At 32.8% G+C, this 15680-nt stretch carries 10 protein-coding genes; 5 read left to right on the forward strand and 5 right to left on the reverse strand.

What is annotated here, in order from left to right:
• Positions 1–64: 64 nt before the first annotated feature.
• Genes ACIDC4_RS16555 through ACIDC4_RS16565 form a run of 3 tightly spaced genes read right to left on the reverse strand, consistent with a single transcriptional unit; the run spans position 65 to position 4183 of the window.
• Positions 65–2416, reverse strand: a complete 2352-nt coding sequence (locus ACIDC4_RS16555; RefSeq protein ID WP_488381150.1) for a T9SS type B sorting domain-containing protein — start codon at positions 2414–2416, stop codon at positions 65–67.
• Between the two features lie 15 nt (positions 2417–2431).
• Positions 2432–3268 (reverse strand): ABC transporter permease, encoded by an 837-nt coding sequence (locus ACIDC4_RS16560; RefSeq protein WP_412044595.1) that lies wholly within the window; start codon positions 3266–3268, stop codon positions 2432–2434.
• 3 nt (positions 3269–3271) lie between these two features.
• Entirely contained in the window at positions 3272–4183 is a 912-nt protein-coding gene (locus tag ACIDC4_RS16565) for an ABC transporter ATP-binding protein (RefSeq protein ID WP_412044594.1), read from the reverse strand.
• A gap of 94 nt (positions 4184–4277) precedes the next feature.
• Here ACIDC4_RS16565 and ACIDC4_RS16570 point away from each other — a divergent pair, with 94 nt between their 5' ends.
• Both ACIDC4_RS16570 and ACIDC4_RS16575 read left to right on the forward strand, forming a co-directional pair.
• On the forward strand, positions 4278–5330 hold the full coding sequence (locus ACIDC4_RS16570) for a hypothetical protein (protein WP_412044593.1): 1053 nt from the start codon (positions 4278–4280) through the stop codon (positions 5328–5330).
• Between the two features lie 67 nt (positions 5331–5397).
• A complete protein-coding gene (locus ACIDC4_RS16575; RefSeq protein ID WP_412044592.1) occupies positions 5398–6258 on the forward strand; it encodes a hypothetical protein in 861 nt (286 codons plus the stop codon).
• Positions 6259–6456: 198 nt separating this feature from the next.
• Here ACIDC4_RS16575 and ACIDC4_RS16580 read toward each other — a convergent pair whose 3' ends face one another.
• Entirely contained in the window at positions 6457–10191 is a 3735-nt protein-coding gene (locus ACIDC4_RS16580; RefSeq protein WP_412044591.1) for a metallophosphoesterase, read from the reverse strand.
• Positions 10192–10218: 27 nt separating this feature from the next.
• On the opposite strand from ACIDC4_RS16580, the gene ACIDC4_RS16585 reads away from it, so the two are divergent.
• Positions 10219–11397, forward strand: a complete 1179-nt coding sequence (locus ACIDC4_RS16585; RefSeq protein ID WP_412044590.1) for a Pycsar system effector family protein — start codon at positions 10219–10221, stop codon at positions 11395–11397.
• Positions 11398–11420: 23 nt separating this feature from the next.
• Here ACIDC4_RS16585 and ACIDC4_RS16590 read toward each other — a convergent pair whose 3' ends face one another.
• Positions 11421–13790: a GAF domain-containing protein gene (locus ACIDC4_RS16590; protein WP_412044589.1), complete on the reverse strand. Its 2370-nt coding sequence runs from the start codon at positions 13788–13790 to the stop codon at positions 11421–11423.
• Positions 13791–14019: 229 nt separating this feature from the next.
• Between ACIDC4_RS16590 and ACIDC4_RS16595 the strand changes: the two genes are divergently transcribed.
• Positions 14020–14772: a glucose 1-dehydrogenase gene (locus ACIDC4_RS16595; RefSeq protein WP_412044588.1), complete on the forward strand. Its 753-nt coding sequence runs from the start codon at positions 14020–14022 to the stop codon at positions 14770–14772.
• Between the two features lie 72 nt (positions 14773–14844).
• On the forward strand, positions 14845–15426 hold the full coding sequence (locus ACIDC4_RS16600; RefSeq protein ID WP_412044587.1) for a TetR/AcrR family transcriptional regulator: 582 nt from the start codon (positions 14845–14847) through the stop codon (positions 15424–15426).
• The last annotated feature ends 254 nt before the right edge of the window (positions 15427–15680 follow it).

Below are 15680 nucleotides of genomic sequence, written 5' to 3' on the forward strand. Positions count from 1 at the left end.
AGTTTATTAGAATTGTCAAGTATTGGAATTTGGGATTTTTAGATTACAATTTTCCTTTATTTTTTTATCTTTTTAAACTAAAATGACCTTTTACAATTTTGCCATTAACAAATTGCAGGGTAAACCAATAATCATCTGCGGGTAATTGTTGGCCGTTATAAATTCCGTTCCATCCGGCACTATTTTGGTTCATTTCTTTTAGTAATTTTCCGTAACGATCGAAAATATAAATTTTGTAATCAGGTAAGTGATCTACATTGATAATAGACCATAAATCATTATAGCCATCTCCGTTGGGAGTAAAGAATCTTGGATAATCTACGACATATAGTAAAAATGAATTAGACAATCCGCACTTATTTTTATCTCTGGCAATTGCATTGTAAATTCCCGGTCTAACACCAGTAAACAAAGCATCGTCTTGAAAAACATTTCCGTCTAATGAAAATTCATAATTACCAACTCCTGTATATTTTATTAATACAGAATTGTCAATTCCCGAAAAATCTTTAACAACAGCTTCGGTTATAAATGCTGGTTCAGATAAAATTACTTTGAATTTCTTTGTTTTTTCACAACCATTTTCATCCGTAACTATTACGGAGTAATCTCCTGCAGTGTTAACTTCTATCGAGGTATCGCTGCTTCCGGTATTCCATAGATAACTTACAAAACCAGTGGCAACACTTAATGTAATCTCTTCTCCCTTGCATAAAATTTTTGCTTCATCTTGAAAATCAGGAGGATCAAAAGTATTTACAACAAGCGTAATAGGAACAATATCAAAACAGTCAGCTCCGTTTGTAGCTTTAGCATAAATAATTTGGCTAAATGCGACGGTATTCTTAAAAATATTAGGAAGTTTATTGGCATCATTCAATGCGTCATTAGTATTTAGATAATAATTAAATACTAATGTGACAGGCAAACCTGTTGAAACTTGTGGAGTAACTTCCGCAGCGAGATCAAATTGATACAATCCGTCCTGTTTGTCATCTCCATCACAGGTTGCAATGGGGTTTTGATCTGGAATTGTCGTATTTGAAACTTTTAATGTTACTTCGGCAGTTGTAAAACAGCCGTATTGATTTTCAATTCTTGCAAAAACAATTTGATCAACGGTTTTGTTCGTGTATTGTTCGGGCTTTAAAATTGGGTTTGTTTTTGATTGAGCATCTGCCAATGATTCGTAATATCCTTCATTTACTATTCCAGAAACATTATTTTTTACAATGTTATTAACTTTTGTAAGGTTGAAAACAGTAATTCCGTCTGTGTCATCATCGCATTGCAATAAATCGGTTCCTGTTGCTATAATTTCTGCGGCATATTCAATTTTAATTTGCCCCGTCGATACGCAAGTTGAGCCCTTTATGGTTGCCTCAACCTTATAGTTTCCTGCCGATTGAACATTGTATGTAGCACTTGTCTCTGAAGGAATTTCTACAAAATTATTAGAGGCATCTTGCTTAAACCATTTAAAGTCATATTGGGTATTGTCTAATTGAGTATTTAAAGTAATGGTTTCACCAAAACATGCAGGATTGTTATTGGCAATAGTTCTGTCTGCGCCAAAATCAACTAAGGAAAGAAAACTTCCTCCTTCTATAAAAACAGCTGAATTATATTCTCTGGTGTCATCATCAGCAATGACCAATTTCAGGTGATATTTTTTATTGGGAATTACCTGAGCTCTCGCATTCATTACTTTAGTTTGTCCAGCATAATTTATAGGACTAGTGGCAGTATTATATCTGTCAAAGAAATCTTCATTTTGTGCTGGACAGCCGGGAGAAGATATGGTGCCATCTGAATAGGGCTCTATTGCATTATGGACAGTTGTAGAAGAAACAGGTGTTGTACCATTGGGTAATACTGCTAAATTTTTGTACTCCTCTGTACTTTCCGCTTCTTTTATTAAGAAAGCGAATCCATCAGAATATTTACAGGGAAAATAAATTTGGTACTCATTTGAAGCGAAAATATAATTAAAACTTATAACGTTTGTCGATGCTACAAAGTCAAATTCTAAAACAGTGGCTTGAGTACTTTGAGTCGTATTTAGCGCCTTTTCTAAATCATCATCACCAGCCCATCCTTTCGTTTGAATACCTTTTGAGTTAGCTTCTATGTAAGGTCCTTCAGCATTTTTACTGGCTGATGTACTTAAAACAATTCCACCGGAAAAAGGAAAATCACTAGTTCCTGAATTGAAAGAAGCATAGCTACTTCCACTACTGGTTGGATTTCCGGAAGACTTAATATTAGATGTATTTATACAGGAACTATTTATTAATACATTTTTCACGAGTGATTCAGGTGTTTTCGAATCATCTACAGTAATATTCTGTGCTTTTATCTTTGTGGATAGTAAGCACAGAAAGAAAACTAGTAAAAAGCTTTTAATAAAATTCATAGTATTACAAATATACTATAAATCTCTTTTTTTAAGCAATTTGTAAGAAAAAAGCATGAATAAAAATGTCCATACCAAAACAATTACAATCGAAAGAAAATGTACACTATAATCTTTAGTATTTTCGACCCCAATTTGCGTTCCGATACTTTTTATTACCGATAATCTTGAAACGGGTTCAACAATTAAATTTGACATGGCTTCTAAAGGTAAAAACTGCGTAATCTTATAACCTATATTGCTTTCCGGGAAAATTTGAAATACTAAAAGACCTTTTATAATTGATTCAATAAAAATCCATACCAATAAAAATCCCAAAGCAAAGGCAGATCGTTTTACTAATATTCCTAAAAATAAACAGAAAGAAAAGAATCCTAACAACTTTACGAAAAAGGCCAATAGATATTCTAAATCACTAAAAACAATACCAAATTCAGTATAAGATGAAAATGAATATCCAAGGATTAAGGTCATGATAAAAACGAAAACAGTAGAGCCTAATGCGAAAAGTACAACAGTTAAGAATTTAGATAAAATAAATTCTTTTTTACTTAAACCATCAATTAAATTTTGTTTTAAAGTACCGTAACTGTATTCATTTGCCATCATTGATACAATAACAATGGCCAGGAAAAATTTTAACCACGCAGCAAAATAAGTATTGAAATGCCATATAAAAGGAAAATTAAAAATTCCCATTTCTGAGGGATCAATATGAATTGGTCCTAAATCAAATTTTATAGAAGCAATTAATGCAATGAACGAAAGTAAAATGAAGTAAGTTAAAGTAAGGACACGACTGGCTTTGTTTTTCCAGATTTTTTGTAATTCTATAGAGATAAGTCTGTTCATGGTTTAGTTGTTTTGAGTAATGGCATTTTTGGTTAATTCTAAAAACTGAGCTTCTAAACTGTTTTTGCGTTTTACTAAATGGCTCAACGTAATGTTTTTAGAAAATAAAAACTGATTCAGTTCCGTTGCTGATAAATCTGATTTTAAATAAACCAAAATTTTTCCATCCTCTTCTGTAATTCGGTCTATCGACGAATGTGTTGCCAAAATATTTTTTAGTGCATTGTTATCATCAGCCATAATTTCAAAGAAACCTTCGTTAGCTGACATTCCATCCACCGAACCTGAATATAAAATTTCACCTTTTCGTAAAACAATAACATGTGAACACACTTTTTCGACTTCATCTAATAAGTGCGAGGCCAGTAAAATAGTAGTGCCCTGCGAAGCAATTTTTTTGATAATATCACGAATCTGATGAATTCCCTGAGGATCTAAACCATTTGTTGGTTCATCTAAAATTAAAATTTCAGGATCATTCAATAGCGCCGATGCAATAGCCAAACGCTGCTTCATTCCTAAAGAAAAAGCACTAAACTTGCTGTCTTTTCTCTCGGTTAAACCTACTAAATCCAGCTTTTCGCTGATTTTAGAATAATTGATACTTTTTATTTTACAAACCAATTTCAGGTTTTCTTCGGCCGTCATGTATGGGTAAAAGTTAGGCCTTTCTATAATGGCGCCTACTTTTTTTAAGGCTTCATGCGTCTGAACCTTTCCTCCAAACCAGCTGTAGTTTCCGGATGTACGGTTTACAACATTCAGTACAATTCCCAGAGTAGTCGATTTTCCACTTCCGTTAGGGCCCAAAATGCCGTAAACACGACCTTTTTGTATTTCAAAAGAAACATTTTTTAAGGCCTGAATGCGCCCGTATCTTTTATGCAGATTCTCAATAGTAAGTATGGTTTCCAAATTTATTCGGTTTTAGTTTTAAGTATGACGATTCAACTCGTTTATTGTTACGCTAAATTTTATTTAATGTAAATTTGTAATAAAGATATTCAAAATGAGCGAACCTTTAATGGTTTTAAAAAAACCATCGTACCCTTTGACACCAGCTCTTTTAAGTTATTTAGACCGATATGAGCGTATTTCGAAAGTATCTGTGTTCTATGATGATTTATTGCGATTTTCAGGTGCTATAAATTTATATGATAAAAACGGAGTAGATACTTTGTGGACTCGTGTTTATTATGGAGAGTTTGACCGCGAAGAAATTGATTTGAATTTAAAAAAGATTTATTCGCTGTTGCATTCAGACGGAAATAATGATATCATTCAGTACCTAAATGTCGATGCTATCGATTTTTGCACCTTTGGAAACTCAAAGCCTTTTAGGGTAAAAGTACGTAATATTCTCAATGATAATTATGTTCATTTTTATATAAAAAAAGCCGATGCTTCGAGAATTTACGGATTAGAACTTGAAGATATTTTATCACCGGATAAAATAAATTTTTTGGTTTTTGGCGATACTTTGATCGAAGAACATATTGTGGGGATTCCGGGTGATATTTTTATGGAAACTTTACTGCATACGTCTACCGAAACCGAAAAATCTCAAATAGCAAAAGAGTTTGTCAAATTTAATGAGCGTTGTATGATCAGGCTTTTGGGCGATATGCGTTCGTACAATTATGTAATTGTCCCAATTCATGATTTTGACCAGGTAGTCTATAGAATTCGCGCCATAGATTTTGATCAGCAATGTTATGAGGGGAATTTTAAAGTTTATCGTCCGCAGTTTTTTAAGGAGAACTTTCAAATGATGAAGCTCATTAAAGAAAAGTTAGAAGACCGTTCCGTTATTCAGTATAAAGATGAAGAAAGAGCCATTTTGGCCAAACGAATTCATTCTGCCGAAGCCAGGATTACAAAATTATTGAATATCATGTGTCACGATACCATTTCGACAGTAGATCATTTAAATCAACTAAAAATGGAATTGTACCGTTATACCAACGATATGAAGTTTAAAAATGCCAAATCGATGGGGCATATTATGTTTGCAGCATTTGAGTTTATTACACGCAATTTTAAAAACACACATTTAATTTAATACATAATCTTGTCGTCCTTTGTTGCTTAGGATTACAATACTGTGACTAAATAAAAATAATAATATTATGAAAAAGTTTTTTTTACTTGGAGTTTCTGTCGCCTTACTGGCTTGTCAGCAACAATCAACGGCTGAATTTAAGACGCTTTATTCGCTTCCTAAAAAGTTAAAAGAGGTTTCAGGGATAACTTATTTTCCAGAAACAAACCTTATTTATACTTTAGAAGACAGTGGCAATAAAAATGCAATCTATGCCCTAAATTCACAAGGTAAATTAGCTAAAACAATAACAATTACTAACGCCACAAACGTAGATTGGGAAGATATTACCAAAGATAAAACCGGAAATATCTATATCGGTGATTTTGGAAATAATGATAATGAACGTAAAGATTTGTGTATTTACAAAGTCAATAAAAACCAACTGGATAAAGATTTGGCTGTAGCCGAATATAAAGTTTCATTTTCGTATCCGGAACAAACCGAGTTTCCTCCAAAGAAAAAAGAACTATTCTATGATGTTGAAGGTTTTTTTGAACACGGAAATTACTTTTACCTTTTTACAAAAAACAGAAGTAAAGGTTTCGACGGAACAGCTTTTATTTATAAAATTCCAAACGCTCCGGGAACTCAAAAAGCAACTAAAATAGGTGAATTTAAAACCTGTGATAATTACAATCATTGTGTACTGACAAGTGCTACAATTAGTCCTGACGGAAAAAAAGTTGTTTTGTTAAGTCACGATAAAATTGTTTTATTTAAAGATTTTAAAGGAGACTTATATCATAAAGGATCCCAAACCGAAATAAAACTAAATCACTTTTCGCAAAAAGAAGCCATAGTTTTCAAAGACAATAATACGTTACTAATTGCAGATGAAAAAGCAAATAAAACAGGAGGGAACGTATATGAGTTTAAAATTAAATAAGTTGCTAAGACTCTAAGCTGCTAAGTTTCTAAGTTTAAAATAAGAAAGTATCTCATCAAAAAAATTAGCCACGAATTCACGAATTATTTATAATAAAAATTCGTGAATTCGTGGCTTTGTCCCTTTGAGGCTTTGCAACTTTGAACCTTTCCAAAAAAAACTTAGAAACTTAGTCACTCAGAACCTTAGCGTCTTAGACTAAAAGCTATATGCCGCTCCAAAAATAACCCTTCCTACTTCATCAGGAGATTTAAAATAAGAGACTCTTGCTGTTAAAACATTGATGGCATTTATCCAGACTCCTCCGCCGTAATCCTGATGCCATTTTTTAGAATCTTCGCCATCAAGCCAAACTCTTCCGTAGTCAAAACCACCCAAAATTCCGTAGGTTAACGGAGCAATTGTTTTTTGAATTTTACCTATGCTGAATCTTAAATCACTACTTTGAGAGAAATAAGAACTTCCTAAAAAGCGTTCATTTCTATAACCTCTTAAATCAGTATCTCCACCTAAAGAAGCTCCGTGATAAAAATCAAAATTATTATTTAAAACTGCTTTTCCTTTAAAAATAGTCGCTAAAACTAATTTTCCGTTATGATCAATTTTGTGTGTAAACCCTAAAAAACTTTCAATCACAGGAAAGTTTTGTTTCGTATTATCTAAATTAGTAAGCCATGTTGCCGAAGCCATAAAAGCTACCCCTAACGTTGGTTTTGCTGCAAAATCAGCATTTTTGAAAAGGTATTTTACTTTTAAACCACCATAATTTTGATTATCAAAAACATTTGGATTTACAATATTTGGCGTGTCAATAAATCTGTTTTCAGTTTCTTCAACAGTCATTCTTTGAAAAATAGGCTGTACGCTAAATTCACTTCCATAACGGCCAACGTGTCTGATGGCACCCGAAAGATTAAATTTTCTGATGCGTACACGATTATAATCCATGTCGACCTCGTCATCATCGTATTTAGTTTCGTTTCCGTAGCCAAAATAATTCATCGCAAAGTTTGGAGTCGTATATTGAGATTCAACATCAATCACCCATTTACCTAACAAGCCAGGAAAATGCGCGACATAATTAAACTCTAAACCTCCTGTTGCAAAATAGTAGAAAGCATTTAAAACGTGTCGTTGCGTATAAGGATTTTGTTTGAAATTGTTAACGGTGTAGTTCAAATTAATACCCACTTTTACACCATCATCAGGGTTAAAACCAATGTTTGGCAGTCCGGATACTACATTATATTTAGGTCTTTCGTAATTGTATAAGTTCACATCATAATCATCTGTTAATTGCGTTCTGGTTTTAGCATCCAGATTATACGTGTTTTCTTTAGATTTAAAATCATAAACAATTACTTTTTTCCCGTTTTCGATGTTGTACGTGTCATTGTTCTGACCGCCAATCAAACGAATTTTAATGTTTGATTTCTGATTTCCTTTTACTTCAAAAACATCATTGTCATCTAAACCATAAATCCATAGATTTTTAGTTTTAGAATCCGTTACCGTTTTCGTGTAAACTAATTCATCGCCTTCTTTTTTAACTCTGAAAACCTGAATTTCGATGCTTTTTTTAGCATTATGATTGATAACGAATTTGTCTTTTTTATCTGTTCCGGCAATCATTACCGTATGGCTTAAAACATCAAAATACTCCGAAGCATACTTTTGAAGATCTTTCTTTCTGTTTTTTAATTTTTTCTTGATGTCTTCAATTGTGCCATCCTGAACTTCTTTTGGTAAGTTTTTAAAAGCTTTATCAATATCACTATCCGATAAGTTTTCCTGAATATATTTGGCCTGAGCGATCCAGTCTTTTTCTTCAGCAGTTCTTAAAAATGCTAAATCCATAGGATAAGGTTCTCTGTTAAGCCATTTTACATTATCAATTTTGTTTTTGAAAGATCTCATGTGGCGAAGCGCCGGAATATTCATTAGAAGCGAAAGTAAAGTTCCATCGTATTTCACAAAAGCCTGATCGCGGTCACGAGGAATTGGCTCATAAATCACTTTGCCATCTTTTTTATGTTCTGCCCAACGCCATTGATCGCTGTGTCTGTCCCAATCGCCAATAAGCATATCAAACAAACGCGCTTTCATATAAGCATCTTCATCAACGCTGTATTTTTCGTCTTTATGAAGATTTTTCATCATATCCTCAGTGCTAATAATATTAGTTGGATTACCAAAATTTTTAGCATCCAAATGATTATCAGCAGGTCTTTCTTCGACCATATAAAGCTGATCTCCAAAATTCGAGTTAAACTCTTTTAAGCCATTTTGTTTTGGTATGTAATACAAAACAGGATTGGTATGTGCTAAACCAATTTGGTCTGACATACTGCCAATTGCAAATGTCGTGTAAGGATGAGAAGTGGTGTAGAAATCAAACAGGAAGTTCTCAGCATAAGTATCTTCAAAATCATTAACAACATATTGATCTTTAAAAGCTACCGATTGCAGAAATACGGTGGCACTTTTTTTCAAGGCACGCATTACATATTCTCTTCCTTTAGGATCTGAGACTCTTAACGATACAGATTGATGACCTCCGCCTTCGCGAATAGGTTTCAGACCGCCCATTAAAGTATCTAAAGTAGCCGTTTTAGCTTCTATTGGCAAGCTGTAATACTTTCTGTAATGATTTCCGAATAAGAATTTATGAAAAATACTTTTCTTCGTCATTTTTTCAGAATAGATCGAAGTGGTAACTGTTGCAGGAAATTTATTGTCTACAGTAGCAGCCCAATTAATCTCTTTTGCTTTTATAATTTCATGTTCGAAAAGTAATTTTTCTTTATTGTTTTCATTTCCAAAAAACGAAACTTTAGCATCACCGCTTTTAAACAAAGTTAAAGTTACGTAACCATTTCCGCCATAGGAGAATTCAGTAGGATTTATAGCTCTTGCCGCTTCAGATTTTGATCCCGCGCCACTAATAATTTGCTGAATGTTCTCTTTGTTTACATATTGAAGATTGTGATCGTGTCCAGAAACAACAATTACATTTTTTTGCTTTTGCAAAAGCGTTTTAATTCGCTTTGCATAAATAGTATACTGCTTGTTCTGAATATCCTGCGGACTTACTCCGGATGTTTTGCGTAGTAAGTTGATAAAAGAACCAATTATAGGCAATGGTATTTTTTGTTCTAATGGAAAAAGTTGTTTTTCTAAAGAAAACTGTCCGCCGTGAGTTCCGTTGCTCATCAAAGGATGGTGAATAGCCAGAACAACTGTTTTTTCCTGATTTTTATTTAAGAGGTTTTCTAATTGATCAAAAAAATCTTCTCTCGTCTTAATGTCACAATCGTCATTGATAGTAGGGTGATTGTCCCAGTCTTCCAGAAACCATTCGCTGTCAACAGTAATTAATGTCGTAGTGCTGTCAATTTTTACATCTTCGATCGCACAGCTTTTTCTAGGTAAAAAAGCCTTCTTGTCGTTTAAATATTTTGTTACAAAACTGGCTTGACGTTCCAGCCCTTTTATACCATTGTACCAGTCATGATTACCTGGAATAACAATTGTTTTTCCTTTAAAACCTTTAGTAAGTTTTAATTGATTGGTCAATTTCGTTTCAGCCAAAGCTTTCTCTGCAGCATTATCATCGCTGGGAAAACCTTTAGGATAAATATTATCACCTAAAAAAAGTAAGGTTGCTTTTTTATTCGATTTTTTTAATTTTTGATGCAATAGTTCCAGCGTTTGCTGTGCCTGTTCTTCATCAGCATTTCCAGCATCTCCAACTAAATAAATTGTATGTGCAATTTTTATAGTATCAGTTGCGTTTTCCGTTTCGTTAGCACTAACATTTTTTCCATATTGCGCTTTATGTGTCGCACAGGAATAAACCAGTAGCAATGCAACTATTGCCAATGACCGGTTTTTAATTTTAGTAATAAAATGATTATCCAAAAACAATTTCATAATTTAGTGGTATAAAAACAATTCTCCATGAATCTAATAGAACAATCCGAAGATTTCGTCAGTAATTTACTCAAAGATAAACTTTCTAATTTATATTCTTACCATAATTTTAACCATACTTTCACCGTAGTAAATGCGGTAAAAGAACTATGCAAAAAGGAAGATGTGAGTAGTGATGATAAAGAAATGCTTCTTGTGGCAGCTTGGTTTCATGACACAGGTTATATTGATGGTTATGAAAACCATGAGGAGGAGAGTGTGAAAATTGCTACAGCTTTTTTGAAAGAAAAAGGGCAATCGGATGAATTTATTGCGACTGTTTCTAGTTTGATTATGGCAACAGTAAAAGAATATGTTCCCAAAACACATTTAGAAAAAATAATTAAAGACGCAGATTTTGCCCATCTTGTTGGAGTAGAGTATGAAACAACTTGCGAATTGTTGCGAATTGAACTAAAAAATACCTGGAAGCTGGATTTTTCTAATGTCGAATGGGCAAAAGAAAATTTGAATTTTTTAATGAACAAACATCGTTTTTATACCGATTATGCACTTAGAAAATGGCAGCCACTAAAAGAGAAGAATTTACTGCTTGTTCAGAAAAGATTTGAAAAACAAAAAAAGAAAGAAGCAGATAAAATAGAAGAAGAAATTAAAAAGAAAGAAAAAATCGAAAAACCGGATCGTGGTGTCGATACTTTGTTTCGTGTTACTTTAGGAAATCACACACGTTTAAGCGGAATTGCCGATAGTAAAGCTAATATTTTATTGTCTGTAAATGCGATTATTATTTCGATTGCACTTTCGTCGATTATTCCAAAATTAGATAGTCCTAAGAATGCACATTTAGTGATTCCAACCTTTATAATGCTGATTTCAAGTGTTATTACGATAATTTTTGCCATTCTTTCGACAAGGCCAAAAGTTACTTCAGGAGTTTTTACCAGAGAAGATATCGAGAACAAAAAGATTAACCTGTTGTTTTTTGGAAATTTCTATAAGATGCCTCTGGAAGAATACGACTGGGCAATGAATGAAATGATGAAAGATCGTGATTATCTCTATTCGAACATGATCAAAGATTTATATTATCTTGGATTGGTTTTGCAGCGTAAATACAACTTATTGCGAATCGCCTACAACTTTTTTATGATCGGAATTATTATTACGGTAATTGCTTTTGTAATCGCTTTTAAATCAATTTAATAACATAAATGAGCTCAACTGTTTTAGTTGAGCTCGTCTAATAAATCCTGATAGGTAATTTTTTGTTTTACCGGATTTGTATTGTTATTAATCACTTTTACACGAATTGCTCTCAAGCCTGAAACACCCTGAAGATCTTCGACTTCAAATTGTTCAATCGATGGTTCTAAGATTTTTTTGTGCTGCAAATACTTGATATATTTTAAATACTCTGCTTCTTCACTGTTTTGAGAATATACAATTGTAATTTTCTCTTTCTCTGTAATGCGTTCTTTTGAGCCTTTAATGTTCGATTTATCGATACGTTTTTTTACCACCTCATATCTTGCATTATAAGTTCCGTCAACATCAAAACGTTTTTCATCCATTCTAAATCGAATAGAAAGCGGCGCACTAAATACTAAGATTAGCGAAGTTACGTCAAGTTCATATGGCAACGATTCTTTTAGCTGATGATGTTCCAGTTCCATTTCGCATAAAGTCTGTAATTGCCACAAACGTAAATTGTGCAAATACATAATATCAAAAGGTTTTGTTGGCGCAATTGATGCTCCTATGTAAAGATTATGCTCTACACCATCCGTTTTAAAACGCTCGTAATAATGCGGATAAATTTCTTGTGCTTCAATTTGTTTTCTGTCCAGTACAGAGGCTAATCTTTTGTTGATAATAGACATTGCATTATCAAATTTCTTTCTTTCCTGATAAAACAATCCACTTTTTTCGTCAAGACTTTCAAAATACAAACGTTCCAGTTTCTCGCTTTTTTGAGTTTCTGTTGTGTTCTTCAAAAGAGGATGAATTTCTTCCTCGATATATCTTTGAATGTATTGTTCAGTATCTGCTTTTAGCGGAGCATCTAATTCATCACGAAACGATTCTAATTCAAATTTTCTTTGTTCCAGCAAGACTAAATTTGTATTAGGCGCCTGCGATTCGAAAATGTTTAATATAGCCGTCAATTGATTTTTAAGATCTCTTTTTACCGTTTCATTTCTATGTTCAGAAGAACCTTTGATATCGATCTGGCCGTATAGCGGATATACATTTTTAAAAACTATTTCTTTAAAAATGTAATCTTTAGTATGATTGGTATTTTGGAAATAATTCTGTGACTCTTTCTTGAATTTCCAATATACACTTGGATGAATTGTAGTGTATTCACGCTGAATAATAGATGCAATTTGATGTTGCATATCTGTATTATAGCGATCGATTGTATCTGTTAAATAGGGTAGGACCAATTCAAGTTTTGTCGCGTTGACACTATTTAAATCTCGCGGGTGCTCAGAAACTAGTTCGACAACGCCCAATAAATTTCCGTTTCTTGTCACCGGTGCAAAAACACAACTTTGGATTCCTTGCTTTAATAAATGCTCTCCCAGCTTTTTGTTTGCTGATTCTTCAATAAATTTTTTTACATTAGAAATGACCAAAGGTTCATTGTTGTCTAATAATTTTTCGAAAGTGCAGCCAAAAAAAGCATTTTTACAATCAATTTCCTGATCTTTTGTAAGCAGGAAACTTTGCAATTGATTGTCAAATTTAACGGGTCTGATAAATTTTTCCTCCTCTGGATTATAGATGATAAAGCCGACTTTTAAGTTAGGAATTTTAAAAATTGATTTAAAAATATTCTCTATAATTTCATTTGAGGTAACTCTGGTGCTATCAGGTTTTAGTAAATTACTTTTCAAATTTGATATAGCACTTTCTGTAGTAGCATCAAATAAAGAAACGATTCCAAAACCTTTTAAAGTCCAGCTTCCGGGAGGAAATTTTAGTTTCCAGAGTTCGATATCATTATAATTATCCATTAATAAATCAATATCATCCTGAGTAAGATCTATAGAATTCTCACTTGGAATAATCTCCATAAAATCAGCATTGTACAGAATGCGATAATGTTTCTCAACACCATCTTCATCCGGAATATCGTAGAAAAAAGGTTTATTAAAATCTATTTTCTGTTTGTAATATACTCCTAAAATAAGGCAACAGTTGTTGATATAAAATTGATGATCGTCGAAATCACGAATTTCCATATAAAATTCATCACCGGCATTGCGCAGGATTTTCTTGAAACGATCTGTATAATTGAATGATATATTTTGAAAAGGAATTGTAACGGCTTTTATTTCATTATTCGTTAAAGCAGTCGGAAACAAGTCAGCTAATAAATTTTTGATTAAAGCTTCATTGTTTTTAATGATCGAAAAATCCTGAATACCGGACCTAAATTCAGGAATTGGTTCTATTTGTTTTAATAAGGCTGTGGCGTAGTTAGCTCGGTAATCTACATTTGATAAAGCAATTTCTTCAAGAGATTCAATTAGTTTATGAAATGAAATTATGGTTTTAAAGGGACTTTCTTTATATAAATGAATATCCATGTTAAGTTTTTTTTTTGACTACAAAATTAAGCAAATATTAAGATTCTACGACATTTTATTATTTCTTTCGTCTATAGTTCTATAGGTTTTAGTTGCTGTGAATCAGTGTTTTCAGGGCTGTTTATTATTTTAACGAAATATTAACTTTAATAATAACGGAACGATCGTTCCGTTATTATATCTTTGTACCATAATAATTGAATAATCAATAATTTAAAAAATAATAAAAATGAAAAATTTACAAAACAAAGTAGCGATCATAACTGGTGGAAACAGCGGAATTGGATATGCTGCAGCTGCAGAATTTAAAGCACAAGGTGCAAAAGTAATTGTAACCGGAAGAAACAAAGAAGCTTTGGCTCAAGCCGAAAAAGAATTAGATGTAACAGGAATTGTTGCTGATCAATCCGATCTAAAATCTATTGATAGTTTAGTAGAACAAGTAAAATCTCAATTCGGAAAAGTCGATATCTTATTTTTAAATGCTGGAACGGCTTCTTTTGCTCCGGTAGAATCAGCTTCAGAAGCGCATTATGACAGCATTATGAATGTGAATGTAAAAGGAGTTTATTTTACCGTTCAAAAAGTATTACCAATCCTGAATGATGGCGGATCTATTATTTTTAATACTTCGATTAATGCTCATGTTGGTATGCCAAACTCGAGTGTTTATGCAGCAAGTAAAGCAGCTGTTTTATCTCTAAACAAAGTATTTGCTACAGAATTAGCGCCAAAAAAAATCAGAGTAAATGCTGTTTCTCCCGGTCCTGTTGAAACTCCATTGTATGGAAAGTTAGGTTTAGAAAAAGCAGAAGTAGAAGGTTTTGGAGCTGTTCTGGCAGAAAAAATCCTGTTGAAACGTTTTGGACAATCGTCAGAAATTGCTAAAACAGTAAGTTTCCTAGCTTCAGATGATGCATCATTTATTACAGGAGCAGAAATTGTTGTTGATGGCGGACTTATTGTAAACGCTGTAGTATAATTTTTTTTACAGAAATTCAGGAACGATTGTTCCGTTTTTTGTATCTTTGTAATGTAATTTAATATTGAAATTATGGCTAGAACGAAAGAATTTAATGAAGACCAGGCTTTAGACAAAGCCATCGAAATTTTTTGGCACAAAGGTTACAACGGAACATCGGCTCAGGATTTGGTAACACATTTAGGTTTAAGCCGTTCTAGTTTGTATGATACTTTTGGCGATAAACAAAAACTGTTTGCTCAATCATTGCGCCGCTATCAAAAAAATGCACAAAACCAGATCGTAGAGCTTTTTGATCAGTCAACAAATATCAAAGAGACTTTGCAGGATATTTTTAAACAAGCTGTTATCGAAAGTTTAGAAGACCGAATTACAAAAGGCTGTTTTATGGTAAACTCCTCGGTAGAATTGGCGATGCATGACGAGGAAATTGCAAAAATCGTAAAAAACAACAGCCAGACAATGGAAGAAGTTTTTACAAAAGCAGTTTTAAAAGGGCAAAATGAAGGACATATTTCCAAAGCTATTGATGCGAAAGTCTTAGCAAGGTTTATCTTTAATAATTATTCCGGAATCAGGGTTTTGGCCAGAACCGGCGAAAAAGATAAACAAGTTTATGATGATATTGTAAAAGCGTTGTTTTCTATATTATAATTTGTAATTTAGAAAATAGAAAAAAGAAAATAGAAAATAGAAAAAAGAAAAAAGAAAAATTCAATCGGTAATTACTACTAGTTATTTTACCGCATAGAAAGCCAAGATTTTAATCTAAGAATACCTTTGAAAAATACAAAGTTCGCAAAGCTAAATCAATACTAAGCTTTGCGAATTTTGCCTTTTTTATAAAAGCTAAGAGGAAAAAAACTTGGGGTTCTCTGCGTTAATTTTTTTTCTCTACACAGGTCTTA

It is taken from the genome of Flavobacterium sp. C3NV, assembly GCF_046825355.2.
Classification (GTDB): Bacteria; Bacteroidota; Bacteroidia; order Flavobacteriales; family Flavobacteriaceae; genus Flavobacterium.